General features: G+C 68.2%; 27 protein-coding genes. 8 read left to right on the forward strand and 19 right to left on the reverse strand.

The window, feature by feature from the left end; all coding sequences use genetic code 11:
* Window position 1: 1 nt before the first annotated feature.
* From GWG54_RS08085 to GWG54_RS08095, 3 genes are read left to right on the forward strand one after another with little or no spacing between them, the layout of a single operon-like run.
* Window positions 2–676 (forward strand): 4Fe-4S dicluster domain-containing protein, encoded by a 675-nt coding sequence (locus GWG54_RS08085; RefSeq protein WP_167937297.1) that lies wholly within the window; start codon window positions 2–4, stop codon window positions 674–676.
* Window positions 673–1098, forward strand: coding sequence for a hypothetical protein (locus GWG54_RS08090; protein ID WP_167937298.1), 426 nt, complete (start codon window positions 673–675; stop codon window positions 1096–1098). The genes GWG54_RS08085 and GWG54_RS08090 overlap by 4 nt, the downstream gene beginning before the upstream one ends.
* On the forward strand, window positions 1095–2102 hold the full coding sequence (locus tag GWG54_RS08095) for a cytochrome b/b6 domain-containing protein (RefSeq protein WP_167937299.1): 1008 nt from the start codon (window positions 1095–1097) through the stop codon (window positions 2100–2102). Before GWG54_RS08090 ends, GWG54_RS08095 begins: the two co-directional genes overlap by 4 nt.
* Before the next feature lie 66 nt (window positions 2103–2168).
* On the opposite strand, the gene GWG54_RS08100 is transcribed toward GWG54_RS08095, so the two are convergent.
* Together GWG54_RS08100 and GWG54_RS08105 are read right to left on the reverse strand one after the other, a co-directional pair.
* Entirely contained in the window at window positions 2169–2357 is a 189-nt protein-coding gene (locus tag GWG54_RS08100; RefSeq protein ID WP_167937300.1) for a hypothetical protein, read from the reverse strand.
* A 114-nt stretch (window positions 2358–2471) separates the two neighbouring features.
* On the reverse strand, window positions 2472–2870 hold the full coding sequence (locus GWG54_RS08105) for a hypothetical protein (RefSeq protein WP_167937301.1): 399 nt from the start codon (window positions 2868–2870) through the stop codon (window positions 2472–2474).
* Between the two features lie 93 nt (window positions 2871–2963).
* Here GWG54_RS08105 and GWG54_RS08110 point away from each other — a divergent pair, with 93 nt between their 5' ends.
* The gene (locus tag GWG54_RS08110) at window positions 2964–3146 is read left to right on the forward strand and encodes a hypothetical protein (RefSeq protein WP_152424786.1); all 183 of its coding nucleotides are present in this window, start codon (window positions 2964–2966) and stop codon (window positions 3144–3146) included.
* An 18-nt stretch (window positions 3147–3164) separates the two neighbouring features.
* Window positions 3165–3710, forward strand: coding sequence for a hypothetical protein (locus tag GWG54_RS08115; protein ID WP_167937302.1), 546 nt, complete (start codon window positions 3165–3167; stop codon window positions 3708–3710).
* Here the strand turns inward: GWG54_RS08115 and trpB are convergent.
* Window positions 3707–4858 carry a tryptophan synthase subunit beta gene (trpB, locus tag GWG54_RS08120; RefSeq protein ID WP_167937303.1) on the reverse strand — a complete coding sequence of 384 codons (1152 nt, stop codon included), beginning with the start codon at window positions 4856–4858 and terminating at the stop codon, window positions 3707–3709. The genes GWG54_RS08115 and trpB overlap by 4 nt on opposite strands.
* A gap of 181 nt (window positions 4859–5039) precedes the next feature.
* Here trpB and GWG54_RS08125 point away from each other — a divergent pair, with 181 nt between their 5' ends.
* Together GWG54_RS08125 and GWG54_RS20660 are read left to right on the forward strand one after the other, a co-directional pair.
* Window positions 5040–5474 carry a hypothetical protein gene (locus GWG54_RS08125; protein ID WP_167937304.1) on the forward strand — a complete coding sequence of 145 codons (435 nt, stop codon included), beginning with the start codon at window positions 5040–5042 and terminating at the stop codon, window positions 5472–5474.
* On the forward strand, window positions 5458–5808 hold the full coding sequence (locus GWG54_RS20660; RefSeq protein ID WP_209438335.1) for a HalOD1 output domain-containing protein: 351 nt from the start codon (window positions 5458–5460) through the stop codon (window positions 5806–5808). The genes GWG54_RS08125 and GWG54_RS20660 overlap by 17 nt, the downstream gene beginning before the upstream one ends.
* On the opposite strand, the gene GWG54_RS08135 is transcribed toward GWG54_RS20660, so the two are convergent.
* The 11 genes from GWG54_RS08135 to GWG54_RS08180 form a co-directional block, all read right to left on the reverse strand.
* The gene (locus tag GWG54_RS08135; protein ID WP_167937305.1) at window positions 5805–6635 is read right to left on the reverse strand and encodes a phosphate ABC transporter ATP-binding protein; all 831 of its coding nucleotides are present in this window, start codon (window positions 6633–6635) and stop codon (window positions 5805–5807) included. The genes GWG54_RS20660 and GWG54_RS08135 overlap by 4 nt on opposite strands.
* Window positions 6632–7492 carry a PstA family ABC transporter permease gene (locus GWG54_RS08140; protein ID WP_167937306.1) on the reverse strand — a complete coding sequence of 287 codons (861 nt, stop codon included), beginning with the start codon at window positions 7490–7492 and terminating at the stop codon, window positions 6632–6634. Before GWG54_RS08140 ends, GWG54_RS08135 begins: the two co-directional genes overlap by 4 nt.
* The gene (gene pstC, locus GWG54_RS08145; protein ID WP_167937307.1) at window positions 7492–8424 is read right to left on the reverse strand and encodes a phosphate ABC transporter permease subunit PstC; all 933 of its coding nucleotides are present in this window, start codon (window positions 8422–8424) and stop codon (window positions 7492–7494) included. Before pstC ends, GWG54_RS08140 begins: the two co-directional genes overlap by 1 nt.
* Window positions 8425–9405, reverse strand: coding sequence for a PstS family phosphate ABC transporter substrate-binding protein (locus tag GWG54_RS08150; RefSeq protein ID WP_167937308.1), 981 nt, complete (start codon window positions 9403–9405; stop codon window positions 8425–8427).
* A 361-nt stretch (window positions 9406–9766) separates the two neighbouring features.
* On the reverse strand, window positions 9767–10750 hold the full coding sequence (locus GWG54_RS08155; RefSeq protein WP_167937309.1) for a YeiH family protein: 984 nt from the start codon (window positions 10748–10750) through the stop codon (window positions 9767–9769).
* Window positions 10751–10754: 4 nt separating this feature from the next.
* Window positions 10755–10895 carry a hypothetical protein gene (locus GWG54_RS08160; protein WP_167937310.1) on the reverse strand — a complete coding sequence of 47 codons (141 nt, stop codon included), beginning with the start codon at window positions 10893–10895 and terminating at the stop codon, window positions 10755–10757.
* 300 nt (window positions 10896–11195) lie between these two features.
* Window positions 11196–11909: a hypothetical protein gene (locus GWG54_RS08165; protein WP_167937311.1), complete on the reverse strand. Its 714-nt coding sequence runs from the start codon at window positions 11907–11909 to the stop codon at window positions 11196–11198.
* A gap of 78 nt (window positions 11910–11987) precedes the next feature.
* Window positions 11988–14462: a dihydropteroate synthase gene (gene folP, locus GWG54_RS08170; RefSeq protein ID WP_167937312.1), complete on the reverse strand. Its 2475-nt coding sequence runs from the start codon at window positions 14460–14462 to the stop codon at window positions 11988–11990.
* A gap of 114 nt (window positions 14463–14576) precedes the next feature.
* On the reverse strand, window positions 14577–14894 hold the full coding sequence (locus GWG54_RS20805; protein WP_245242765.1) for a hypothetical protein: 318 nt from the start codon (window positions 14892–14894) through the stop codon (window positions 14577–14579).
* 102 nt (window positions 14895–14996) lie between these two features.
* Window positions 14997–15437: a DUF5518 domain-containing protein gene (locus tag GWG54_RS20810; RefSeq protein WP_245242766.1), complete on the reverse strand. Its 441-nt coding sequence runs from the start codon at window positions 15435–15437 to the stop codon at window positions 14997–14999.
* 107 nt (window positions 15438–15544) lie between these two features.
* Window positions 15545–16324, reverse strand: coding sequence for an ABC transporter ATP-binding protein (locus GWG54_RS08180; protein ID WP_167937313.1), 780 nt, complete (start codon window positions 16322–16324; stop codon window positions 15545–15547).
* Between the two features lie 202 nt (window positions 16325–16526).
* Between GWG54_RS08180 and GWG54_RS08185 the strand changes: the two genes are divergently transcribed.
* Window positions 16527–18179, forward strand: a complete 1653-nt coding sequence (locus GWG54_RS08185; RefSeq protein ID WP_167937314.1) for a hypothetical protein — start codon at window positions 16527–16529, stop codon at window positions 18177–18179.
* A gap of 283 nt (window positions 18180–18462) precedes the next feature.
* Here GWG54_RS08185 and carB read toward each other — a convergent pair whose 3' ends face one another.
* From carB to GWG54_RS08210, 5 genes are all read right to left on the reverse strand, one after another.
* A complete protein-coding gene (gene carB / locus GWG54_RS08190) occupies window positions 18463–21711 on the reverse strand; it encodes a carbamoyl-phosphate synthase large subunit (RefSeq protein ID WP_167937315.1) in 3249 nt (1082 codons plus the stop codon).
* Between the two features lie 304 nt (window positions 21712–22015).
* Window positions 22016–22552, reverse strand: a complete 537-nt coding sequence (locus GWG54_RS08195; RefSeq protein WP_167937316.1) for a DUF5815 family protein — start codon at window positions 22550–22552, stop codon at window positions 22016–22018.
* Between the two features lie 48 nt (window positions 22553–22600).
* A complete protein-coding gene (locus GWG54_RS08200) occupies window positions 22601–23011 on the reverse strand; it encodes a hypothetical protein (protein WP_167937317.1) in 411 nt (136 codons plus the stop codon).
* Between the two features lie 65 nt (window positions 23012–23076).
* On the reverse strand, window positions 23077–23298 hold the full coding sequence (locus tag GWG54_RS08205; RefSeq protein ID WP_167937318.1) for a hypothetical protein: 222 nt from the start codon (window positions 23296–23298) through the stop codon (window positions 23077–23079).
* A gap of 129 nt (window positions 23299–23427) precedes the next feature.
* Window positions 23428–24666, reverse strand: coding sequence for an NAD(P)/FAD-dependent oxidoreductase (locus tag GWG54_RS08210; RefSeq protein ID WP_167937319.1), 1239 nt, complete (start codon window positions 24664–24666; stop codon window positions 23428–23430).
* Window positions 24667–24807: the final 141 nt, after the last annotated feature.

The following is a 24807-nucleotide window of genomic DNA, read 5'->3' on the forward strand; positions in this document are numbered from 1 at the left end:
GATGTCTACGAACGAATCACAACGAAACCGAATCGGCGACGGGACGATGGGCGTCGGAGAGGGAATGCGCCTGTTTCCCGACGTCGAGGCCTGTATCGACTGCGGCGCCTGCGTCGTCGCGTGCAAACGGACCTGGGACGTCGAGCCCCAGCGCGAACGGATCGACGTCGTGAAGATGCTCGAGGGCCGGGAGGCCGAGTCGGGGTACAACGGTCAGCAGACCAAGGCCCTCGAGGACGGGGTCAACCCCGGCGAGACGAACCTGCCGATGCAGTGTTACCACTGCGCGGAGGCCCCCTGCGTCTCGGTCTGTCCGACCGACGCACTCCAGAAGAGCGACGACGGCTTCGTCGACCTCGAGGAGGACCTCTGCGTCGGCTGTCAGTACTGCCTGTCGGGCTGTCCGTTCGGCGCGCCCCAGTTCCCCGAGAGCGGCGAGGGGTCGGCGAGCATCGTCGGCACCGGTGGCACGATGGACAAGTGTACCGGCTGCAAGGAGCGCCAGGAGGTCGGCAAGGCACCGGCCTGCGTCGACGAGTGTGCGACTAACGCCCTGCTCGTCGGCTCGGCTGGCGACATCGCCGACGAACTCGACCAGCGCGACAGCGGCTCCTTCTTCAACGAGGAGTCGATGCGGATCATCTTCGGCGAGGACGCCGACCTCTTCGAATCATGAGCGGGGACGAGACGCGCGCCGACGACTCGAACGGGACCGACGGGTTCCTCTCCGATACGGCGGCGTTCTGGATCGCCGCGATCGCGGGCCTCGTCGCCGCCGTCGGTTCGGTCTGGCTGTCCCAGGGACCGTTCTACCAGACGGTACTCCGGGTTCGGCCGACCGTCGCCGGCGGCGGCGTCGGCACCGGCTGGGTCGCCGGCAACACCGAGCCGCTGCTCAACGCGCTGATCTCGGTGCTTCACTTCGCCGACGTGATCATGGGCGTGTTCATCATCCTGATGGTGGTCGTCCACTGGGCCGCGTTCCGCCGGCTCGCCGACCGTATGCGACCGCCCGGGGGCGCCGAGCCGTCGGCTCGCGCCGACGGCGGCGACCGGGCCGCCGAGTCCGACCGCACCAGCGGGGGTGACCGCGCGTGACGAACTTAGACCACGGCAAGTTCTCTCGAGTCACGACCACCTTCCACTCGCTGCTGGCGCTGACGGTGTTTTTCCTGTTCTTTACGGGGTACGCCATCGCGTTCAACGCGGAACTGTGGTGGCTCGTCGAGCTAATGGGCGGCAACGACTGGGTGCTTACGATCCACCGCGCCGCCGGCTTCTCGCTCATCGTGTTGACCGTCTTCTGGGTGCTGTTCATGCTGCTTCGGGCCTCGAGTCGCTCGAACCTGCGCGAGGTCCTGCCCAAGCCGAAGGCTGATCTGATGGCATTCGTCCAGGACGTCAAGTTCGCGCTCGGGTACGCCGACGAGCGCCACCCCCACGCCAGGCAGTTCGCCGGCTACAAGGCCGACGAGGTCCCGCTGCTGTCGTACGTCGGGAAGGGTGTCATCGCCATCTTCACCGTCGAACTCGTCTTGCTGATGGTCTCGGGGCTGCTCATCTGGCAGAAGACCTGGCTGATGGAGTTTTACAACTCCCAGTCGGTCGCGATGGGCTTCGTCGCGTTCCACGGCCTGCTCGGGGTCATCATGCTGATGGGCGTGATGTTTCACACCTTCGAGCACGCCTGTCATCCGGCCTTCTACCCGGTCGAGATGAAGGCGTTCCTGCCGAAGAAGGACACGCCGAACTTCCACGGCGATCCCGACGAGTACGAGACGACCGGGATCGAACGGCTGCGGCTCAAGCCGACTTGGAAGTGGGCGACGAACCTGCTGGGCGCGATGGTCATCGTCGGCATCGCCGGCGTGCTCGCCGGCAGCATGAGCTACGGCGGCTACCCGATTCCGGACTCCCTCGCCTTCGCCGACGGGAACATGTTCAGAACGATCGCGATCAACGTCGGAATGCTCGTGTTGTTCATCGGGCTCGCGCTCTCGATGTACGGCAACATCCTGCGCGTGCGGTACCTGAAACAGCGCCAACAGCAGGCCCAGACCGAGCGAGACGGCGTCGCGACCGACGGCGGCTCGCGGGAGTAACGCGCTCGAGCGCCCAACACTCCGTCAGATTCGCCCTCACGACGACCGGTAGGCCGTTCGACTCCCTCAGTCGTCCGCGTCCTCGAACCCTTCCGGACTGTCCTCGATGATCCGGAGCGCGCCGTCGCCACACTGACACGCTCCGCTTCCGATCGGGTTAATCTCGCCGCCGGAATCGACGTGTGCGGCGTGGACCGTCTCGCAGTTCTCGCAGATCGCCGCCACTCGTTTCCGCTCCGATTTTTCGGCCGTCATACCTCTACTGTTGTGACGATTCGAGTTAAAAGTCGACCCTTAATCGAACCGTACGACGACGGACGTCGCTACTGTCCGGATCGAGGGAGTGTTCGGCGAAAACGCGATCGGGACCTAGGAGAGGATCTGTTCGCTGTCGGGCGAGAGCTCGACGCCGACGTCCTGACGGGTCTGGGCGTCGATCTGATCGATGTTGCGCGTGAGCACCTCGAGGATGTCGTCGGGATCGGGGTAGACCAGGACGTTGCCGTCGTCGTCTTCCATCACCAGCTGGGTATCGTTCATCTGGATCTGGTCGTTCTCGATGTCGGCGACGTAGACGGTCAGTGCCTCCGCGCCGCCCCGGTCGCCCTCCTCGACCATCGAGATGTACAGCGAGTCGATGCCGATGAGGTCCTTGTACTCGCGGATCTGTTCGGCGCAGGCGACCATATCCTCCGTGACCGCCGTCTTCTGGGGGTTACCGTGCTCGCCGTTGTAGCAGTGTTTGCACACCCGCAGTTCCATCCGCATGGACCTCGGTAGCCCGCGAGCGCATTATAATCGTTCGATCGGCGCCGAGGGCGGTTCCAAACGTTTAGGACGGCGGGCCGACTGTACCGACGTATGCTCCCGTCGATCTACGTCGCGTACGCCGGAATCGCGCTCCTCGCGTTGCTCGGGTGTCTGGTCGCGCTCGTCGCCACAACCAAAGATACCGTCGGAGGGTACGGAACGAAGGGCGACGCGGCGCTGATGGCGGTCGTCTTCGCGTTCGCAGCAGTGACGATCGTCACCTCCATCCCGTAGCGTTCGTCTCGCCTCTTGATGACCGCTACCGACTCCGGGTTCCCCGTCGCTCGCGGCGCGGCCAGCGGCGTCTGCGCCTGGCTCGGCGGGTATCTGCTGGTCTACCTGCTGACCGCCTCGGCGGTTCGGACCTCGACGCTCGCCCAGCTGATCGCGTCGGTGACTGGCGGGGACGAGTGGCGGGTGGTCGGCTGGCTGTTCTACGGCGCCCACCTCTCGCCCAGCACCGTTCCGGAGCTGTTCGGCGGCGAGACGGTCAACCTCGTCAGCGCGATGAACGACGTAAGCGCGCTGCTCGTCGTCGTTCCCCCGGCGCTGCTGTTCCTGGCGGGCGTCGCCGTTCGGATCGGCGAGCCGAGGCTGCCGACGACCGCCGCTGCGATCCACGGGCTCGCCGTCGTGCTCGGCTACCTCCCGGCGGCGCTGGTCGGTCTGATCCTCCTGACGGTCGACGCGAGCGGCCTCTCGGCGGGCCCGACGCCGGTCTCGGCGATCGGGCTCGTCGGCGTCGTCTATCCGGCCGCGTTCGGTCCCCTCGGCGCGCTCGTCGGGAACCGCCTCTAGAGGTCGAACTTCCGCGCCGCGGTCTCCATGTCCTTGTCGCCCCGTCCCGAGAGGTTCACGAGGATCGTCTCGTGGGCGCCGTCCTCGGCGAGTTCGATCGCGCGGGCGACCGCGTGGCTCGACTCCAGCGCCGGGATGATTCCCTCGGTCTCGCTCAGCTCCCGGAACGCCGCCAGCGCCGCGTCGTCGGTGACGGCGGTGTACTCACAGCGGCCGACGGCCCGGAACATCGCGTGTTCGGGACCGACGCCGGGGTAGTCCAGCCCCGCCGAGACGGAGTGGACCTCGACGTCGTCCTCGAGCACCCGCGTTTTCATTCCGTGGAGGGTGTCGTCGGTGCCGCTGGCCAGGGGCGCCGCGTGGCGCGTCGAGTCCGCTCCCTCGCCCCCGCCCTCGGCGCCGTAGAAGGCGACGTCGTCCTCGCGGAAGGCGTGGAAGAGCCCGATCGCGTTCGACCCCCCGCCGACGCAGGCGACCGCGGCGTCGGGCAGATCGCCCGTCCGCTCGCGGAACTGCTCGCGGGCCTCCTCGCCGATCACGCTCTGGAAGTCCCGGACCATCCGCGGGAACGGGTCCGGCCCGACGACACTGCCGACCAGGTAGTGCGTATCCGCGACGTTTTCCGCGAAGTCCTCGAGGGCGGCGTCGACGGCGTCGGCCAGTCCCGCGTCGCCGCGTGCGACCTCGTTGACCTCGGCGCCGAGCAGGCGCATCCTGAAGACGTTCATCTCCTGGCGGGCGACGTCCTTCTCGCCCATGTAGATCTCCGTCTCCAGATCGAGCAGGGCGCCCGCCATCGCCGTCGCGACGCCGTGCTGGCCCGCCCCGGTCTCGGCGATCAGCCGCTCGCGACCCGAGCGCTTCGCGAGCAGCGCCTGCCCGAGGACGTTGTTGATCTTGTGGGCGCCCCCGTGGAGCAGATCCTCGCGCTTGAGGTAGATCTCGGCGCCGTAGCGTTCGCTCAGACTCCGGGCGTGGTACAGCGGGGTCGGTCGCCCCGCGAAGTCCTCGAGGAGCTCTCGCAGGTCGGCTCGGAACTCCTCGGTCGCGCCGACCTCGTCGTAAGCGCTGGCCAGTTGCTCGAGCGGGTCGCGAAGCGGTTCCGGAACGTGGCGGCCCCCGTAGCCCTCGAAGTTGCCGTCGGACATGGTCGTTCGTTTCTCGCTGATCGTCAAATAGGTTCTGCGGCCGAAGCGACTCGCTCGAGCGGCTCCCCGAGAACGGAGAGACGTTTCGTGCCCTCATCCGTGTCACGTAACTAACTGGCAGCGGTGTTTAATAACTCGCCGAACCTCTCCGTAGACAGTATGACCGACGATTCCGAACGACGTGACGACACCGATACCGAATCCGGGAGTCCGTCGACCGGGGAACGACCCCCCCCCTCCGCGGGGGATACTGGAGTTAGATCACGTCTACGAGGCGCTGGGTCATCCGCGGCGTCGATACCTCTGTTACACGCTGCTCGAGGACACGGAGTGGTCGCTGACCGATCTGGCCACGAAACTCGCCGCGTGGGAGAACGACCGCCCCGAGCACGAGGTTACTGCCCGCCAGCGGGAGCGGGCCTACGTCTCGCTCTATCACGCCCACGTTCCCAAGTTAGTCGACGAGGGCGTCATCACCTTCGACGACGCGAGCGAGACCATCGCGGCCGCCGAGAACGCCGCTCAGGTCCTGGCCGCACTCGAAGGGATGGGGGCGAGCGTCGACAGTACTCAGGAGACGCACGCACGGAGTGAGATGGATGACGAGGGACGGTAACGGCGGAACCGACAGCAGCGACGATCCGACCCTCGGCCGGGAGACACACTGGCAGCAGGCCACACAACAGTTATACGATCCCGACCGCGACGGCGGACTCGCGACCGTGATCGTGTTCGCCATCGCGGAAGCCGAGGGGATCTCCCCGAGCGAGGTGAAATCCCCGCCGCTGTACGACAGCGTCGATGTCGCCGGTGTCGAGGACGCGTTCTTCGGTTCCGACAGCGGGAACGGGTCCCGACGTGGGACGGGAACCGTCGAATTTCGCTACACCGAGTACCTCGTCAAGGTGAGAAGCGACGGGTGGGTGGAGGTCTACGAACCGACCGGCTAGCGACTGGCGACGGGGGGCTCGTCAGCCGCGGCCCCCTCGCTGGGCTCGTCGTAGTCGACCGCGGTGTGTCCCTTCACGAACTCCTGGGTCCGCTCGTGTTGGGGATTCTCGAAGAACGAGCGCGTGTCGTTGGCCTCTACGAGCTCCCCGAGATAGAGGAAGATCACGTCGTCGGCGAGCCGCTTGGCCTGGTCCATGCTGTGGGTGACCATGACGATGGTGTACTCCGCTTTGAGGTTCTCGAGGGTCTCCTCGACCTGTTCGGCCGAGATCGGGTCCAGCGCGGAGGTGACCTCGTCACAGAGCAGGACCTCGGGCTCGACGGCCAGCGATCGGGCAAGACAGAGCCGCTGGATCTGTCCGGTCGAGAGCTCGGCGCCCGGGTCCTCGAGCCGATCCTTTACCTCCTCCCAGAGGTTGACCTTCCGGAGGTAGCGCTCGACGAGGTCGTCGAGTTCCGCCCTCGAGTAGTCGCCGTGGATCTTCGCGCCGTAGGCGACGTTGTTGTAGATCGACAGCGGCAGCGCCGTCGGCGTCTGGGGAACGTAGCCGACCCGGCGGCGGATCTCGGGCAGCGGCTGGTCGGTGTCGTAGATCGCCTCGTCGCCGAGGTAGACCTCGCCGTCGATCTCGGCGTTGGGCTGGATCTCGTGCAGGCGGTTCAGCGACTTCAGCAGCGTCGACTTGCCACAGCCCGAGGGGCCGATGATCGCCGTCAGCTTGTTCTCGTCGAACGCGACGCTGACGCCGTCGAGCGCGGTCACGTCTCGGTTGCCGGTGTACGTTACCTCGAGGTCGTCGGTGCGGATTGCGGTGTCGTCTGTCATGAGTGTCTGCCTCCTGGTGCGAAGCGGGCGAATCTCCCCGCGAGGAGCTTCGAGACGAGTATCAACGCGAGCACGGCGACGATCAGGACGAACGACGCCGCGTAGGCGTGCGAGCGCACTTCGGCGTTGAACGACGACGCCTGCTCGAAGATGAGGATCGGCAGCGTCGTCGCGGAGTCGAACGGGCCGCCGGGCATCTGGGTGCTCCGGCCGGCCGTGAAGAGGACGGTGGCGGCGTCGCCGATCCCGCGGGCGAAGCCCATGATGATCCCGGCGATGATGCCCGGCAGCGCCGCGCGGACGGTCATCCGGGCGGTCTCGAACCGCGTGGCGCCGAGGCCGTAGGACGCCTCCCTGACCGTGTCGGGAGCCGAGCGAAGCGCCTCGTCTGCGTACCGGGTCATGATCGGGTACTGGAAGATCGCGATCGCGACCGTCCCGAAGATCAGGCTCGTCTGGGCGCCGGCGGCGATGATGAGCGTCAGCACGAACACCCCATAGACGATCGGCGGCGTCCCCCAGAGCACGTTCAGGAACATATTGATCACGTCCGAGGTGCGCTCGCTCGAGTAGTCGCTCTGGAGGTAGATCGCCGTCGAGATCGCCAGGATCGAGGCGACCACGGTGGCGGGAACGACGATGTAGATGCTGCCCAGCACGGCGTGGAGGAACCCGCCGCCGCCGTCTAACATGTACCGCGAACCCGGCGGCGTCACCGCGACCGCGGGATCGGTGACGAAGACGCGTCCGCCCCGGTAGAGCGTGACGCCGACGACGAGCGCGAGCACCGCGAGGACGAGCGCGGCGCTGGCCCGAGCGAGGAGGCCGAACAGGCGCTGTTCGGTGTAGCGGTCCATCAGTACTGCCACCTCCGTTGCAGGCGGCGACGGACGAGCATCGCCCCGAAGTTAAAGAGCCAGACGATCACCAGCAACATCAGTCCGACCAGGATCAGCGCCGACTGGGTCAGCGGGATCGACATCAGCTCGCCGAAGTCGTTGACGATCAGCGTCGGCAGCGTCTGGCCCGCGTCGAACGGGCTCTCCGGGATCGCCGTCTGGCCGCCGATGAGCATCGCGGGAACGATCGTCGCGCCGAAGACGCGCCCGAAGCCGAGCAGGATCGCCGAGAAGATGCCCGGCCCCGCCGCCCGAAGCAGCACCGTCCGAATCGTCTCCCACTTCGTCGCGCCGACGCCCAGCGACGACTCCCGCAGTTCGTTGGGCAGGGCCTCGAGCGATTCGACCGACAGCGAGATCATGAAGGGGGTGACGATGATCGCCATCACGAGGCTGACCGTCACGATCCCCAGGCCGATGCTGTGGGCGCCGACGGCAGGCGCTAGGTAGTCGCCGACGAACGGGACGACGACGATCAGGCCGACGAGCCCGAAGATCACGCTCGGGATCGCCGCGAGCAGGTCGATGAACGACGAAATGAGCACCTTCGTTCGCCCCTCCGCGTACTCCGCGATGTAGATCGCCGCGAGGAGCGCGATCGGGGTCCCCATCGCCATCGAGAGGGCGGTGACGTAGATCGTGCCGACGATCGCCGGCAGGAACCCGAACTCGTTGGCCGCGGGGTCCCAGTTCGCCGAGGTTACCATCTCGAGCAGCGAGTGCTCGGCGACGACCGGGAGCGACCGCTGGACGAGCGTCAGGACGATCAGCCCGAACAGCGCGACCGCGAAGAGGCCGGCGCCGACCAGCCAGTAACTGCTCAGACGCTCGAGCAGGAGCCGCCGGTCGAGCCGGCTCGAGCCCTCGGAGCGGGTTTCGGTCGTCCCCATCTACGAGGCCTCCGCGAGGATCTCGCGCTGTTTCTCGAGTTTCTCGTCGCCGATCGGCGCGTACCCGTTCTCGCGGACGTACTGCTGGCCCTCGGTGAGCACCCACTCGACGAAGTCGGCGGCGGCGTCGTCGAACTCCCCGTTCGCGGCCAGGTACATGTCGCGGGCCGGCGGCGAGGGGTACCGCCCGTCCTCGACGGCGGTGAGGAAGTCGTCGCGGGTGTCGTAGAAGTCCTCCTCCGACGAGAGGGTCCCGTTCCCGTCGCGGTCCAGCGGAACGGGTCGAATGTTCATCTCGAGGTCGCCCGTGTTGAAGTCGTAGACGTAGTTGATGTTGTTCAGCGAGATGGCGTGAGTGTCGTTGTTGATCGCCTGAGCGACCTGCTGGTCGCCGTCGAAGTTCCCGTCGGCCATGTCCTCGAGTTCGCTTTCGGTGTAGCCGCCGAGGAACTCGCCCCACTTCTGGTAGGCCGCCGAGGAGTCCGAGCGCCCGTAGACGAAGATCGGTTCGTCGACGTCGGGCTCGACGACCTCGTTCCAGTTCGTGATCTCCTTGCTGAAAATCGCCGCGAGTTCCTCCTGGGTGAGCCCGCGCTCCCGGATCTCGTCGTACATCGGGTTGTTGACGTTGATCGTACCAACGACGGTGTCGATGAGCATCGCGGTCGCGACGAGCCCCTGCTCGAGTTCGGCCTCCTCGGGGCCCCGTCCCATCATCGCGACGTCGACTTGCTCGTTCAACACGTCCGAGACGCCGACGCCGGTGCCGCCTCCCGAGACGTCGATTTCGACGTCGCGCTCGTCGGTGTAGATGTCGGCCCAGACCTGTACCATCGGCAGCGGGCCGACGCCCCCAGAGATGCGTATCGTCGGTCCCGAGCCGGAGTCGGAATCCGACCCGGCGAGACACCCCGAGAGCGCGACCGCAGACCCGGCCCCGAGTGCGGTCAGTGCAGAGCGACGCGAGTAACCCCGTTCCATGCGTGCCCCATCCTACCCACTAGACGCTTGTATCCCCTCGTTAGCCTGCAATTATTTGGTTTTCAACCCGAAACCAGCAAAGCTCTCGCACGAACGCGAACGCGTCCCACGGTTTGGCGGGTCGGCCCCGATCTCGCCGTTTCCGCCGTTTTCGGCCGAACGGACGGCGGACGACCCGTTCGCGGCGACGATCCGCGATCGTCCGACTCGCTCGTCCGATCGAATTCCCGCCTGCTCGCGCCTGAACTGCGCCGTTTCGCCGGGAGCGGCCGCCGTCTCGGACCGGTAGCAAGTATTGCCGTAGACTTCGACGGGAATCCGACTTCGTCGGCGGGTGAGTGGCCCTGCAGCGCCGTTACGGTCAGAACAGCGCCGCGAGGACGACGAGCGAGACCGTGCTGGCGACGAGCAACGCGAGCAGGACGACCAGCGCGGGCGTCAGCCCCGTACTCCGGAGTTCGGCGAGTTGAATCTCCGTTCCCAGACCCACGAACGCAAGCACGAACAGCCAGTTGTAGGCGTTCTCGAGGGAGGCCTGCTGGGCCGGCGAGAAGACGCCGGCGCTGGCCAGCGCGACGAGGGCGAGAAAGCCGAGCACGAACTTCGGGAACTCGTCCCAGAGGGTCCGCAGGGAGGGGCGACCGGCCGAGTCCGAGCGGGCGTAGTAGCTCGCGTACGCGATGACGACGGCGCCGATCAGGGCGTTTCGCGACAGTTTCGCCATCGTGGCCCACTGGCCGGCGACCTCCGAGTGGGCGAACCCGACCGCGACGACCGGGCCCGTCGAGAACATGCTGACGCCGGCCCAGACGCCGAAGACGACGTCGGAGAGGCCGAGCAAATCGCCGACGATCGGGTAGACGACGATGGTGATCGCGTCGAACAGCAACACCGTCGCCGCCGCGTAGGCGATCTGGTCCTCCCGAGCGCGGATCGCGCCGGCGACCGCGACGACCGCGGAGACGCCACAGATACCCGATCCGGCCGCCAGCAGCGAGCCGAGTCGCTCGGCGAGTCCGAAGACGTTGCGCGCGAGGAGTTCGACGACGAGGACCGTCATCGCCGTCACGGCGACGACGACCAGCAGGACGGTCCCGCCGACCTCGAGGACGGTCTCGAGGGTCAGCGACGCACCCATGAGGACGATCCCGGCGCCGAGCCAGAGCTTGTGGGTACCGATCCCCGGCTCGAGCCGATCGGGGACGCCCACGGCGTTGGCCAGGACGAACCCGAGCGCGATGGCGACGAGCAGGTGGTTGGGACCGAGCGTCAGCTCGATCGCGCGCGCGAGAACGCCGCCGAGACCGAGCGCGACTATTCCCGGGAGAAACCGCGTGATCGACATCTCGCTACCAGGGGATCTGCAGTTCGAAGACGGCGACAGTCGCGACGGTCGCGGCTCCGACGGCGACGCTCTGCCAGTCGCGCTCGAGGCCTGTCCACCGCGACCGAACGGCCGCAGCCCCTCGACTCAGTCGATTGAGAGACATTCGTGTGGATCCTTCGGATCGGCGCACTTAACCCTTGTCGATACCGTCGGAGACGGAGGAAAGAGTTGCCGATAGCTGTGACGGCTTCGTCGTAGGTGGGAGCCGATATTGCGACAGTCCGTGACACGGCATTCGATTTACCGGTATCTACGTCGACCACCGATCAAAACTGCCGTGTTCGCGGTCGAAAGTCGCGACCGGTGTCGCCCGACGCATCCTCGAGGCGGCCGCGGCGCGTTCGGGGTAGCGGGCACGCCCGGTAACGGTCGACGAAAAGCAGGAGCCGGACCGCCCTCGACGTCAGTTCTCCTCGCCGTCCTCGTCCTCCTCGTCTTCGTCGTCGGGTTCGACCTTCATATCCGAGGCGTCCTCCTCGGGGGTGTCCTCGGGCTCGGTCGAGTCGGTCTGGGTCGGCTGGGCCTGCTCGGGATCGGGACCGGTGGCCTCCGCGGTCTCCTCGGCCATCGCGGTTTCGGAGACGTCGACCGTCGTCTCGTCTCCGTCGGTGGTTCGGCGGGGGTCCTCGTCGTCGGTGTCGGCGTCGGGTTTCGTGTGGGTCGCCTCCTCGGGATCGTCGGTGAACTCGATATCGCCGTCGTCGTCGTCGTCGGCCTCGCCGAGCTGGGGCTCCTCGTCGACGTTGCCCGCCGCGTCGATCTGGGACTCCTGGCCGGCGTCGGGGCGCTCGGCCGCGGCCGCAGCTTCGTCGCTGGTCTCCTTGCCGTCGGTCTCGCCCTCGATCTCCTCGAGATCGGGCTCGAACGTCGTCCCCTCGCTCCCGCGGCGCTGCCGGAGCCCGATACCGACGAGCCCGGCGCCGATGGCGGCTTTCGGGATCGCCCGGAACTGTCCGCGAACGAGCGACCGGAGCGTCGACAGCAACAGCAACCCGCCGCCGACCACGGCGAGACGCCCGTCGCGGAGGCTCCCTCCGGCTATCTCGCTCGCCGCGTCCACCGGGTCGTCGGGCAGTTCGTCCTCGATTTGCAGATCGTGATCGTGTTCGTCTGTCATAGATTGGCCTCGAGCACGCTTCGCTCACGGGCAGTACCGGTCCCCGACAGTTGAAGCTTTGACCGGCAACTGCGCCGGTTACCACTCGAATCGGTCCGGATCGCGCGCCGCCAGCGCCGTCCGCACCGCGGCGACGTTCTCGGGTACGTCGTGGACTCGAACGAGGTCGGCGCCCCGCTCGGTCGCGATCGCGCTCGCGGCGACCGTCGCCTCGAGGCGTTCGCCCGCGTCCCGACCGAGGTGTGCGAACATCGACTTGCGGGAGTGGCCGAACAGGATCGGACAGCCCAGCGCCCGGAACTCCCCGAGCCGATCGAGCAGCTCGAAGCTCTCGCGGGCCGACTTGGCGAAGCCGATCCCCGGGTCGACGACGATGTCCCCGCGCTCGAGGCCCGCCTTCTCCGCCAGCAGGATCCGCTCTCGAAGCTGGTCGATCACGTCCTCGACGACGTCGTCGTACTCGACGTCCCGATCCGGGACGACGGGCGCGTCGACGCTGTGCATCACGACCAGGGTCGCGTCGTGGTCGGCGACGACGAAACGCATCTCGGGATCCTCGAGCCCGGAGACGTCGTTGATGATGTCCGCGCCGGCCTCCAGCGCCGCCTCGGCGACGGTCGCCCGCCGCGTGTCGATCGAGAGCGGGACGTCGAAGTCGGCCAGCGCCTCGACGACGGGGACGACGCGGTCGATCTCCTCCTCGACGGGGACCGGGTCGGCGCCGGGCCGCGTCGACTCCCCGCCGATGTCGATCACGTCGGCGCCGGCCTCGACCATCGCCTCCGCGCGGGCGACCGCGTCCTCGAGGGAGTCGTACTCGCCGCCGTCGTGGAAGCTGTCGGGCGTGACGTTGAGGATGCCCATGACGGCGGTTCGGTCGGCCCAGGGGGGCGACGAGCCGTCGTCCGAGGGCGGGCCGGAGTCGGTTTCGGCCCCGTCCTCGAGCTCGAGGGTGCGCTCGAGCTCCCGACCGATCGCGGCCAGCCCGTCCGAGCGGGCCGCGAGGCGATCGACGAGTTCCGCGAACTGCTCGAGGGTGCCCGACAGGACGGCGTCGATCCGTTCGTCGCTCCGGCGCAGCCCCGAGAGGGTACACTCCCCGCCGAGCCGGCACAGCTCGGTCCGCAGCGCCGTCGCCCGCTCGTAGCGAAGCGAGGTCTTCACCACCCGGTGGACCGCCGCGTCGGTCGCGTCGTCGACGTCGTCCTCGGTCGCGTGGGCCCCCGAGAGCACCTCGCGGGCGTCGTCGCGGTCGCGGACCCGCTTTGGCACCTGCAGGTCGGTCCACCGCGAGCGGGCCTCGGCGACCGCGAACAGCGACCCGGCCACGAGCACGCAGTCGTCCGCGTTTCCGTCCGCGATCGCGGCCTCGAGAGCGTCCCGAACGTCGGGGATAACCCGCACGTCGGGGACCCCGGTTCGCTCGAACACCGTCGCGAGGACGTCGCCGTCCTCGGCCCGGTCGAGCGCCGGCTCTGCGGCGATCGCCGTATCGGGAGTCGGCAGCGCGTCGGCGATCCCCGCGACGTCCTTGTCGTGCATCACGCCGGCGACGAGGGTGAGCTCGTCGTAGTCGTACTCCGACAGGGTCTCGGCCAGCCCCTCGCAGGCGCCCGGGTTGTGCGCGCCGTCGAGCACCACCAGCGGCTCGGTCTCGAGCACCTCGAAGCGCCCGGGCCAGTGGGCGCTTCGCAGCCCCCGCCGGAGCTCCTCGTCCGTGACGTCCGCGACCTGCCGGGCCAGCGTCGCCGCGATCCCCGCGTTCGCCGCCTGGTGGCGCCCGAGCAGCGGGAGCCGCGCCTCGAGGGGGTCGCCGTCGTCGATCGAGACGACGGCCTCGGTGTGGTTCACCCGTCCCTCGTAGGCGACGCCGACGTCCGGCTCCGACCCGTCCCGGTCGCCGAACCCGACGGTGACGACCTCGTCGGCGACCTCGCGGACCCCTTCCAGGGCCTTGCCGGAGGCGCCGGTAACCAGCGGCGCGCCCGCTGGCGCGACGTGGGCCTTGTCGCGGGCGATCTCGGCCTCGGTGTCGCCGAGAATGCCCGTGTGCTCCAGGGTGACGCTCGTGACCGCGCTCGCGACGGGATCGACGACGCTGGTCGCGTCGTAGCGCCCGCCGATGCCGACCTCGAGGACGGCGACGTCGACGTCGGCGCGGTCGAACTCCCGGATCGCCATCGCGGTCAACACCTCGAAGAACGTCGGGGACTCCCCGTCCGCGGCCCGCTCGGTGACGTGGTCGCGAACCGATTCGACGAACGATCGGACCGACGACTTCGGGATCTTCCGGCCGTCGACCCGGATCCGTTCCCGCAGGTCCTCGAGGTGCGGCGAGGTGTAGAGCCCGACCGAGAGCCCGGCCTCCCGCAGCGTTCGCTCGACCATCCGCGCCGTGCTCCCCTTCCCGTTCGACCCCGCGATCTGGACGAAATCGACGCCCTCCTGGGGGTCCTCGAGGTGGGCGAGCAGCCGGGCCGTCGACTCCGTCCCCGGTTTGGGACGGAACCGACGCAACCCGAACAAAAAGTCCGCCGCCTCGTGATACTCCATACCTCCACCACGGCGACCGTCGCGCTTAGGAATGTCGGACTGCCGGCTCGCGACCGCTACGGACGTCCCGCGTTCGCCGGCGAAGCGCCCGCCGCGCGAGGCGACGGCCCCGAGCTACGGCGTCTCGAGGCGGCGGTACCTGTTCGCGAGGGAGACGACCGCCGTCGCCCAGAGGACGGCCAGAAAGGCGACCGCGGCCGGGGCCGAGGGACGCGGCGATCCCAGGAGGGACGCGGCGACGTACGCGACGGCGAACCCGCAGACGGGGGGACCGACGTACGCCCACACGTTCGGGAGCCACGCCGACCCGCGTCGGTGGACGGTCGCGTCGACGAACATGCCGAGGAGGGCGGGCACCGAGAGGAGGGCGGCACAGACGACCAGGAGCGCGAGGGCGAGCCCCGCTCGGCCGTCGGGGTCGACGACCCCCACGGCGAGCGCGACCGTCGGCGCCAGCAGGACGTACCCGAGGACGGGCAGCCACCACCGCGACTCGAGCGCCCCTCGCTGGCGGCCGTCCTCGCGGTTCGCAGTTCAGCGATCGGGGTCGGCTCGTCGACGGATCCAGCCGACGAGCGCGGCCGTCCCCGCGGTCACCAGAACGGTAAGCGCCGCGCCCACCGCGACGACGAACGGAGCCAGGATGACGGCCACCGCCGTCGCCGCCGTCGACGCGGCGCCGATCGTCGAAACCGCAGTGGCGGCGTACAGCAACACCGTCGCGACCGACGCGGCGAGGCCGGCTCGGACGCCGGCGCGACGAACTCGAGTCGCACAGTCGCCGTAGCGATACCCCACGAGCGCCCCGGCGACCAGCAATGGCAGCCCCGAGACGCTGCCGCCGACCGCGGTCGTTCCCTCGGGCAACTGCCAGGAGAGAGCGACCGTAAACGGTACCGTCGCGAGCCCGACGACGAGTGCGAATCGCAACGGGTCACCGCCGGACTCCTCGCGGCGGCTTCGAAGGGGGACCATACCCCACCGATCGTGTCTTATAGTTGAATATATTTTGTTGTTAACTAATATCCGAGGGCGGTTCCTCCGGGCGATCGGAGGGGGCGGACCCCGACCGCACGCGCCGGCTACTCCGGCCGCGGCTCCGTCGAGCGCTCGGCCGCGGGCGTCTCTCGAGTGACCTCGAGGAAGGCGTCCTCGAGGCTGCGGGTCTCGCCGGTCTCGGCGCGGGACTTGAGCGTCTCGGGGTCGCCCTGAGCGACGAGTTCGCCCTCGTGGATCACGCCGATCTCGTCGGCCAGCTCGTCGACGACGGGGAGGATGTGTGTCGAGAGCACGATCGTCATCTCCCGGTCCGCGAGATCGGCGATCGTCTCCCGCATCGTCCGCGCGGCGCGGGGATCCAGTCCGCTGGTGGGCTCGTCGAGGAAGGCGACGACGGGCTCGTGCAACACCGCCTGGATGACCCCGACCTTCTGGCGCATCCCCTTCGAGTAGCCCTCGATGCGCCTGTCGGCGTCCCCGAGCAGGTCGAAGCGCTCGAGCAGCGACCCGATGCGTTCCGCTGACTCGTCCTCGGGGAGGTCCCGAAGGCCGGCGGCGTACTCGAGCTGTTCGCGGCCGGTGAGCTCGTCGTAGATCGGGGGCTCCTCGGGCAGGTAACCGATGTGGGGGGTGACGGCCTCGCGGTCGGCGATCGGCTCTCCCGCAACCTGCGCCGTGCCCGAGGTCGGGCGGGTAAGCGTCGTCAGCATCCGCATCGTAGTCGTCTTTCCGGCCCCGTTGGGACCCAGGAAGCCGTACACCGTCCCGCGGTCGACGGTCATCGTCAGCCCGTCGACCGCCGTCGTCTCCCCGTACCGCTTGGTCAGTTCGTCGGTCCGGATCGCGGGAACCTCGCCGTCCATACCCCTCCGTCCGTCGCTGGTTACGTAAAACCGACAGATCGGACGTCGACGTTCCCGACCGATTCGCTCGGCGATCGCTCGCCACCCGGAGCGGACGCCGTTCCCTGTCAGAACCCGAACCGTTTAGGTGGCGGCGGAACGCGGTATCGGGCATGGTCCCCCCCACCACGCGCCGCCGTCCGGCTCCCGACGGTGATCGGCGGTGACGCGCGCCGCCGCGCTCGTCGCCCGGACGGAGTTTCGCCGAACGGTCCGCGCGATAACGACCGATCGAACGAAGCTGCTCATGATGAGCCTGCTCGCGGCGTTCGCCTTCGGGTCGGTGACCGTTGCGGGCGGGTACCTGCTGCCGACGCTGGGCGAACACTTCGCCGACGGTCCGGCCGCCGGCAGCGTCGCGCTGGCGACGAACACGGTCGCGGGCGGCGTCGCGATCGGCTGGCTGTTCCTGGTCGGAATGAGCGCCATCCGGGCCTTTACCGCCGCCGACCCCGACGAGCCGGCGTTCCTGCTCGTCTCGACGTCGACCCGCAACGCCGCCGTCGGCCTCGTCGGCGCCGAGATCCTGCTGTTCGCCGTCTGGGTGTTTCCTCCGGCGATTGTGCTCTCGAGCGCGTTCGCCGTCGGCGCCGACACCGCGGTACCCGTGGTCGGCGCGGTCCTCGTCGCCGCGCTCGCGCTCCTCTCGGCGGTCCCGGTCGGGTTCGTGGTCGGCGTCTGGGTTCGCCACCTCGTGACCGCCTACGAGCCGATCGCCCGCTACCGGTGGTTCCTGTTCGTCGGCTTCTGGGCGCTGTACTTCGGCGCGATCGCGACCGGGCGGTTCGACCTGGTCGTGAGCGAACTCTTCGTCGCCCTGCAGGACGGACCGCTGGGCTGGCCCGGCCACCTCCTGCTCGCGACCGTCCCGAACGTCCCGGCCTCGGGGACGGCGATCCTCGGCGCGCTCGTCGGCACGGCGCTCGTGACCCCGATCGCGGTCGGGATCGGCGTCGCCTCCGCGCGGGTCCACTGGTTCGCCGACCCGGCCCGGTTCGACGATCGGCACCGCTCCGGGGCGTCCTCGAGCCGACTGGCGGGAGCCCTGTCCCGCGGAGTCGATCGTCCGACCCGGACCGTGACGGTCACCGCGATCCGACGGACCAGGCGAGCGCCCATCCGCCTGGCGTACGTCGGCTACCCGCTGTTCGGCGCCGTCGGCTTCGTCCAGGCGATCCTCGAGGCCGGAACGATCCCCGCTTACGTCGCCGTCGTTCTCTCGGTCTATCTGGTCTGGGCGGCCGGCGCGCTGTTCACCCTCAACCCGCTGGGGGATCTGGGCCGAGCGCTGCCCGCCGTCGTCACCTCGACGCTCTCGGGTCGACAGTCGATCGCCGGGCTGGTGCTCGCGGGCGTCCTCGTCGCGGCGCCCGTCGGCCTCGTCGTCTCGCTGGCGCTCGGTCTCGCCAGCCCGATCTCGCTCGAGCGAACCGCGGCCCTGGCCGCGGCGACGACCGTCGGCGCCGTCGCGACGCCAGCGCTCGCCACCGGGATCGGCGCCGCGCTTCCCCGGTTCGGCAGCGTCAACGTGACGAACAGCCGCGAGGCGGTGATGCCGAGCAAGGCGGCGTTCGCCGTCTACTCGCTGGCGGTGATCCTGCCGACGGCCGCCGCGGCCGCGCTCTACGTCGACGCGGCGGCACCGATCGCCGCGCTCCTCTCGGCGACGGCGGCCTGGGCCCCGACCCCTTCGGTCTCGATCACCGCGGCCCAGATCGCCGGCGTCGCCTGGGCCGTCCTCGTCGTCGGGCTCCTCGCCCCGCCGACGTCGGCGCTGTACGCGATCGAGCGGTTCGATCGCTACACGCTCGAGTGATCGCCGAACGATTCGCTATTCGAAGTTGCCTGTGAAATTCATGTTCTGTACAGGTGAAGCAGATATCACGGCCAGCATCCGCGAGCGAAGCGAGCGGTTCCCCGCCGAAACGGGCGAAGCCCGCGGAGGCGGCTTTTTAGCGTAGATTTTTGGAGGAGTGGTGAGCGAGCCCTGCGAGCGAACCCGACGAGAAAAAGGTACGTCTGCACGCCCCACGTAACGACTCGACCGGTCTGAATTCGGTCCCCGGAATCGTGTCCAGCAAACCGAACTACGACTTCTGCTACCGGCCCCACTCGGCGGTCCGCTTCGGACGGCCGGTGATCGCCTGGACGTCGATCGGCTCGTCTTTCGCCTCGAGCGCCTCGAGAGCCGCTTTCGCGCTCGCCGGCGTCGAGAAGTACGTCACCTCCTCCTCGACGGCGACCTCGAGCAGGTCGCGGTCCCGCGAGACGATCAGGTCGACCTCGCCGCGCTTGACGGCCTCCTCGAGGTCGACTTCCTCGCAGAGGTCGAAGTGGTCGGTGAAGCCGTCGACCAGCGCCGCCCCGTCGTCGGTCTCCGGGTCGGGGAACTCGTCGGCCGAGAGGTCGACGATCGCCGTGCCGCTCTCGGGGATCGGCTTGCCCGTCGCGTCCTGGGCCTTGTCGTAGGCCTTGCCGAAGTTGTCGGCGCTACCCATGACCTCGCCCGTCGATTTCATCTCCGGGCCGAGACGCGGGTCCGAACCCGGCAGGCGGTCGAACGGGAGGACGACCTCCTTGATCGAGGTCTGCTCGGGGATCTGCTCGTCGATCTCGAGGTCCGCCAGCGACTCGCCGGCCATCACCCTGGCCGCGAGCTTCGCGATCGGGACGCCCGTCGCCTTCGAGATGAAGGGGACGGTACGCGAGGAGCGGGGGTTGGCCTCGAGGACGTAGACCGTACTCTCCTCGTCGCTACCGACGCCACGGACCGCGAGCTGGACGTTCAGCAGGCCAACGGTCTCGAGGGCCTCTGCGATGTCCTCGGTGACCTCGCGGACGCGGGCCATCGTCTCGTCGTCGAGCGAGCGGGGCGGGATCATACACGCCGAGTCCCCGGAGTGGACCCCGGCGGTCTCGACGTGTTCCATCACGCCGCCGATGAGGACGTCCTCGCCGTCCGCGACGGCGTCGACGTCGAGTTCGATCGCGTCCTCGAGGAAGTCGTCGACGAGGATCGGCTTGTCCGGGCTCACGCGGACCGCCTCCTCAATGTACTCCTCGAGTTCAGCGTCGTCGTAGACGACGTCCATCGCGCGTCCGCCGAGCACGTAGGACGGACGGACGAGCACGGGGTAGCCGATGTCGTGGGCCAGCTCCATCGCCTCGGTCTTGCTGTGGGCGGCCCCGCCCTCGGGCTGGGCGATGCCCAGTTCGTCCATCAGCGCGTTGAACCGGTCGCGGTCCTCCGCCAGGTCCATCGCCTCGACGGAGGTGCCCATGACCTCGCAGTCGAGCCCGCGGCGGTCGATCTCCGCTTGCAGCGGGTCGCCGATGTTGACCGAGGTCTGGCCGCCGAACTGGACCATCACGCCGTCGGCGTCGGCCGCCTCGGCGACGTCGGCGACCTCCTCGGCGGTGATGGGCTCGAAGAACAGCCCGTCGGAGGTGTCGTAGTCCGTCGAGACCGTCTCGGGGTTGTTGTTGACGACGTGGGCGTCGATCCCCTGCTCGCGCAGCGCCTGGACGGCGTGGACCGAACAGTAGTCGAACTCGACCCCCTGGCCGATCCGGATCGGGCCGCCCCCGACGACGATCACGCTCTCGACGTCGCGGTCGACCTCGAGCTCGCCCGCGGCCGCCGCGCCCTCGAGCGGGCCGGAGTCGAACTCCGACTTGCGCGCGGAGTAGTAGTACGGCGTCTCCGCGGCGAACTCGCCGGCGCAGGTGTCGACCTGCTTGTAGGTGCGGCCGGGCACGGCCTGCTCGACGGTGTCGACGTCGACGTCCCCGCCCGCCGTCGCGGCGATCGTCGCGTTGGTGTGGCCGGCGATGGCGGCCTCGGCGAAGTCGCCCTCCTGCGCCGCGCGGGTCGACTCGGCGATGCGCTGGAACCGCTCGGCGTACCACTCGAAGATGCCCGTCAGCTCGACGACCTCCTCGAGGTCGTAGCCGCGCTCGAAGGCCTCGAACATCGCGTACGGGCGGTCGGGGGAGGGGCGCTCGAGATAGTGGGACTCGAGTTCCTCGTCCGAGACGTCGGTCCAGTCGACGTCGGGCTCGTACTCCGACGATCGGAGGGCCTTCAGCAGCGACTCCTCGAACGTGCGGCCGATGGCCATCGCCTCCCCGGTCGACTTCATCGCCGTCGTCAGCTCGAAGTCGACGTCGTCGAACTTGTCCTTGGGCCAGCGCGGAACCTTGGTGACGACGTAGTCGATCGCGGGCTCGAAGGCCGCGGTCGTCTCGCCGGTGATCTCGTTTTCGATCTCGTGGAGGCGCTTGCCGAGCGCGACCTTCGCGGTCACGCGGGCGATCGGGTACCCCGTCGCCTTCGACGCGAGCGCGGAGGACCGCGAGACCCGGGGGTTGACCTCGACGACCCTGTACTCTCCTCCAGGAGTGCCGTCGTCGTGCCAGGCGAACTGGATGTTACACCCGCCTTGAATACCGAGTTCGCGGATGACGTCCAGCGCCGCGGTGCGCATCTCCTGGTGGCCCTCGTCGGGGACGATCTGAGAGGGGGTGACGACCGTCGACTCCCCGGTGTGGATGCCCATCGGGTCGATGTTCTCCATGTTGCAGATGATGATACAGGAGTCGTCGGCGTCGCGCATCACCTCGTACTCGTACTCGACCCAGCCCGCGATCGACTCCGTGATCAGCACCTCGCTGTTCCGGGAGAGGCGCAGTCCCTTGCGGACGCGACGGAGGAGTTCGTCGAACTCGTGGACGACGCCCGACCCGCTACCACCCAGCGTGTAGGTCGTCCGGGCGATCACCGGGAGCCCGCCGACCTCGTCGACCGCCTCCTGGACGCGCTCCTCGAGGTCGGCCTCGGTCAGCTCCGCGACCGACTCGCCCTCGTCGAGCGAGATGGTCGTCGAGGCCGGCACGGGCTGGCCGATCTTCTCCATGCGCTGGCGGAAGAGATCACGGTCCTCCGTCGCGTAGATGGTGTCGAGGGGAGTGCCCATGATCTCGACGTCGTGTTCCTCGAGAACGCCCTCCTCGGCCAGTTCGGCGGTGACGTTGAGCCCGGTCTGACCGCCCAGCCCCGCGATGACGCCGTCGGGTTGTTCCTTGCGGATGATCTCGGCGATGGCTTCGGTCGTGATCGGCTCGATGTAGACCTCGTCCGCCATCTCCGGATCCGTCATGATCGTCGCGGGGTTCGAGTTCACGAGGACGACTCGAGCGCCCTCCTCCTGAAGCGCCCGACAGGCCTGCGCGCCAGAATAGTCGAACTCGGCGGCCTGGCCGATCTGGATCGGTCCGCTGCCGATCAGCAGGATCGTGCGTCCGTCCCCTGTGGCGGCGTCCCCGCCGCGCTGGTGGTCCGTACTCATTGGTCCTATCCGTTCGAAGTTCGCACATCGTAATAAGCCCCACGAAACGATACGATTCTCGTAACTCGATTTCGAATTTCGAATACTGTCGAGAACCGACCGACGGCCGAGCCCGATCGCGGTCGTACCCGTCGCTAGGGAGCGATCGTGATAGAACGCGTCCGTTCGCATAACGGGTCAACGGTCACGGCCCGGGAGCCCGCCGTTTCGAGAACGATCGCGAGGGGGACCGAACCGGCGCCGCGGACCGCGCGTTCGGAACCGCGTCCGGCCGGAGCGCCCGCGACCGCAGTCGCGCAGGCGCTCAGAGCGCCCGGTCGTGCTCGCCCTCGAACTCCCGCTGGCGGCGGTACTGCTCGACGAACTCGCCCACGTCGAACTCGAGCATCTGGGACTCGAACTCCGAAATCGCCGCGTCGTCCTCGGCGTGGCTGATCGCGTGTTCCATCAGCTCGACGACGAGTTCGACGACGATCTCGTGCAGCCGTCGGGAGTCGAAGTCGGTGACCCACAACATCGAGTAGCCGACCGCGCCGTCGTCGCTCGCGTCGTGGGTGACGACGGCCTCGGGGAACTCCTCCATGACGACGCCCAGCAGGTGGGGCGTGCCGAACTCCTCGAACTCGTCGTCGGTCTCGACCAGCTCCTGGAGGACGACCACGAACGACTCGGGGAAAAAGCGCGAGGGCGGGTGGACGTCCGTGACGACGGCGTGGGTTTCGCCGCAGGGACAGTCGTACTCGCGCATGCCGAGGTCGATCTCGTGGGGGTCCAACGACTCCCCGCAGGGAAGCTCGAGGCGGTCGTCGGGCTCGGAACCGGGGACGCGGGGCTCTACCATTGGACGCGGTTAGGACGGAAGCAGTAAAAGGTCGACGACTCCGCGCGGTTAGGGCCAGTCGTCCCGGACCGCTCCGGCGTCTTCGTCCTCGTCGTCGGCGCTGCTGGCGACGATCCAGTCGGCCGCCTCGGCGGCGTCCTCGACGGGGAGGTACTCCCAGTCGACCTGTTCGGCGAGGGCCTCGTCGTCCTCGTTCGCGCCGATGAAGACGTACCGCTCGGTGTCGAACTGGTCTTTGACGGCCTCGAGACTCTCCGCTTTCCCGCGCGGGCCCGAGAAGAAGTCCTGTCGGATGCGGTTCTTGCGCGTGTAGTTCGTGACGACGTAGGTGGGTTTCTCCGAGACTACGCCAATGTACTCGCTCCACCCTCTCGCGTCCTCGAAGACGCTCTCGGGCGACGCGAGCTCCTTCAGCGCCTCGAGCTCGAACGCCAGGGTCATGTCGCTACCGCCGTTCATACGCTATCGAAACGGCGCAGCCGGGAAAACGGCTTCGATACTTCCAACCCCCTCGGAACGGTCGGCTACGTCGCCTCGATCCGGTAGTACTCCGTCGCGACGACGACCGTTCCCGGCTCGAGGTCGGTACCAGTCGCGGGTAACGGTCTAGCTCCCTCAAGCGCCGCGTAGAACAGCTCGAGCGCGTGTTCGTCGAGCTGGTCGATGTGTCGAACGGTCGCGTCCGCCGCGACCGAGTCGACGCGCCTGAGCGTCAGCGTCCGTCCCGTACTGGTAGTCGTTGCCATGCGTGTCGTTACCAAACGCGTGGGGTCACTTAACTGTTGTTCTTGAACTGAGCTGAGAATCCGGCGGCGACCAACGGTTCGCGAGCGGAACGCCCGTTCGAACGGGCGATTCGAGGAAGACGGGGGCGGCTACTGCTCCTGGGGCGGGGCGAGGTCGTCGAGGTCGACGGTCTCCTCGAGCAGGACCTCCTTCTGGTCGGCGACGTCGCGCTGTTCGCGCATCAGCTGTTTGAGCTTGCTCTGGGGGGCGAGGTCGCCGATGAGGACGCCGCCGACGACCTTGCCGTCCTTGAACGCGATCCGGCGCCACTCGGTGTCGCTGTACTTGCGCTCGGCGTAGTCGTCGCCCAGCGTCGGGTGGCCAAACGAGAGGAAGGGGAAATCGAAGTGTGTGATCGAGTACGAGGAGACCCACTCGAAGGCCTCGGCCTCGCCGTCGGCGGCCATGTTGACGCCGGCGATCCGACCCTGTTCCTTCGCGGAGCCCCAGGACCCGTTCTGGGCCTGCTCGCCCAGCAGGACGTCGTAGAATTGGGTGATGTCTCCGGCCGCGTAGACGTCCTCGAGGTTCGTCTGCATGTACTCGTCGACGACGATCCCGTTGTCCTGCTCGAGGCCGATGTCGCCGAGGAATTCGGTGTTGAACGTCAGTCCGATGGCGACGCCGGCGAAGTCACACTCGTAGCGCTCGTCGTTCGGGTCGACCGCCGCGACCACCTGCCCGTCGTCGTCGGTCTCGAAGCGATCGACGCCGCTGTCGAAGACGGGTTCGACGCCGACCTCGCGCATCCCGTCGTGCATGATCTCCGCGCCCTCACCCGAGAGGGCGTAGCGCCACCAGCGGTCGCCCCGCATCAGGTACTTGCCCTGGACGCCCTGGGCGCCACAGACCGCGGCGAAGTCGATGCCCAGGAGTCCGGCGCCGACGACGACGCCCTTCTCGGCTTCCTCGGCGCTCTCGCGGATCTTGCGGGCGTCCTGGAACGTCCAGAAGTGGTGGATCCCCTCGGCGTCGCTGTCGTCGACCGGGAGCTGGGTGGGGGTGCCCCCGGTCGCGATCAGGAGCTTGTCGTAGCCGACGCCCTCGCCCTCGTGGGTGCGGACGACCTTCTCGTCGGTATCGATGCCGGTGACGTGGGTGTTGAGCGAGAGTTCGATGTCCCGCTCCTCGTACCACCCCTCTTCGTGGATCGAGATCGGCGCCTCGGGAAGCTTCCCCTTCGCGTGCTCCTTGATCAGAATCCGGTTGTACAGCGCCTCCCCCTCATCGGTGATGACGGTAATCGACGAGTCCGGGTCCTCCTCCCGGAGCGTCTCGGCAGCCGAGCTGCCCGAGATCCCGTCACCGATGATGACGTACTCGGTCATACCCTGACCGTTCGTAATGCGGGTTAAAGGATATTGCTATCTCGTCCATTTTCCGTCCTCGGTCGGACAGTCACCACAGTTGTCGACGAACGGGCCGTCGAACCCACGGAACGACAACTCTCCCGCCCGAGCTCGGGGCCG

The sequence above is a fragment of the Natronococcus sp. JC468 genome (assembly GCF_012163165.1).
In the GTDB taxonomy this organism is placed as follows: Archaea; Halobacteriota; Halobacteria; order Halobacteriales; family Natrialbaceae; genus Natronococcus; species Natronococcus jeotgali.

Excerpts from the sequence above, each read along its gene's own strand:
- GWG54_RS08085 (WP_167937297.1), top strand. The coding sequence starts at position 2 with ATGTCTACGAACGAATCACAACGAAACCGAATCGGCGACGGGACGATG.
- GWG54_RS08090 (WP_167937298.1), top strand. The coding sequence starts at position 673 with ATGAGCGGGGACGAGACGCGCGCCGACGACTCGAACGGGACCGACGGG.
- GWG54_RS08100 (WP_167937300.1), bottom strand. The coding sequence starts at position 2,357 with ATGACGGCCGAAAAATCGGAGCGGAAACGAGTGGCGGCGATCTGCGAG.
- GWG54_RS08105 (WP_167937301.1), bottom strand. The coding sequence starts at position 2,870 with ATGCGGATGGAACTGCGGGTGTGCAAACACTGCTACAACGGCGAGCAC.
- GWG54_RS08110 (WP_152424786.1), top strand. The coding sequence starts at position 2,964 with ATGCTCCCGTCGATCTACGTCGCGTACGCCGGAATCGCGCTCCTCGCG.
- GWG54_RS08115 (WP_167937302.1), top strand. The coding sequence starts at position 3,165 with ATGACCGCTACCGACTCCGGGTTCCCCGTCGCTCGCGGCGCGGCCAGC.
- trpB (WP_167937303.1), bottom strand. The coding sequence starts at position 4,858 with ATGTCCGACGGCAACTTCGAGGGCTACGGGGGCCGCCACGTTCCGGAA.
- GWG54_RS20660 (WP_209438335.1), top strand. The coding sequence starts at position 5,458 with ATGACGAGGGACGGTAACGGCGGAACCGACAGCAGCGACGATCCGACC.
- GWG54_RS08135 (WP_167937305.1), bottom strand. The coding sequence starts at position 6,635 with ATGACAGACGACACCGCAATCCGCACCGACGACCTCGAGGTAACGTAC.
- GWG54_RS08140 (WP_167937306.1), bottom strand. The coding sequence starts at position 7,492 with ATGGACCGCTACACCGAACAGCGCCTGTTCGGCCTCCTCGCTCGGGCC.
- pstC (WP_167937307.1), bottom strand. The coding sequence starts at position 8,424 with ATGGGGACGACCGAAACCCGCTCCGAGGGCTCGAGCCGGCTCGACCGG.
- GWG54_RS08150 (WP_167937308.1), bottom strand. The coding sequence starts at position 9,405 with ATGGAACGGGGTTACTCGCGTCGCTCTGCACTGACCGCACTCGGGGCC.
- GWG54_RS08155 (WP_167937309.1), bottom strand. The coding sequence starts at position 10,750 with ATGTCGATCACGCGGTTTCTCCCGGGAATAGTCGCGCTCGGTCTCGGC.
- GWG54_RS08160 (WP_167937310.1), bottom strand. The coding sequence starts at position 10,895 with ATGTCTCTCAATCGACTGAGTCGAGGGGCTGCGGCCGTTCGGTCGCGG.
- GWG54_RS08165 (WP_167937311.1), bottom strand. The coding sequence starts at position 11,909 with ATGACAGACGAACACGATCACGATCTGCAAATCGAGGACGAACTGCCC.
- folP (WP_167937312.1), bottom strand. The coding sequence starts at position 14,462 with ATGGAGTATCACGAGGCGGCGGACTTTTTGTTCGGGTTGCGTCGGTTC.
- GWG54_RS20810 (WP_245242766.1), bottom strand. The coding sequence starts at position 15,437 with ATGGTCCCCCTTCGAAGCCGCCGCGAGGAGTCCGGCGGTGACCCGTTG.
- GWG54_RS08180 (WP_167937313.1), bottom strand. The coding sequence starts at position 16,324 with ATGGACGGCGAGGTTCCCGCGATCCGGACCGACGAACTGACCAAGCGG.
- carB (WP_167937315.1), bottom strand. The coding sequence starts at position 21,711 with ATGAGTACGGACCACCAGCGCGGCGGGGACGCCGCCACAGGGGACGGA.
- GWG54_RS08195 (WP_167937316.1), bottom strand. The coding sequence starts at position 22,552 with ATGGTAGAGCCCCGCGTCCCCGGTTCCGAGCCCGACGACCGCCTCGAG.
- GWG54_RS08200 (WP_167937317.1), bottom strand. The coding sequence starts at position 23,011 with ATGAACGGCGGTAGCGACATGACCCTGGCGTTCGAGCTCGAGGCGCTG.
- GWG54_RS08205 (WP_167937318.1), bottom strand. The coding sequence starts at position 23,298 with ATGGCAACGACTACCAGTACGGGACGGACGCTGACGCTCAGGCGCGTC.
- GWG54_RS08210 (WP_167937319.1), bottom strand. The coding sequence starts at position 24,666 with ATGACCGAGTACGTCATCATCGGTGACGGGATCTCGGGCAGCTCGGCT.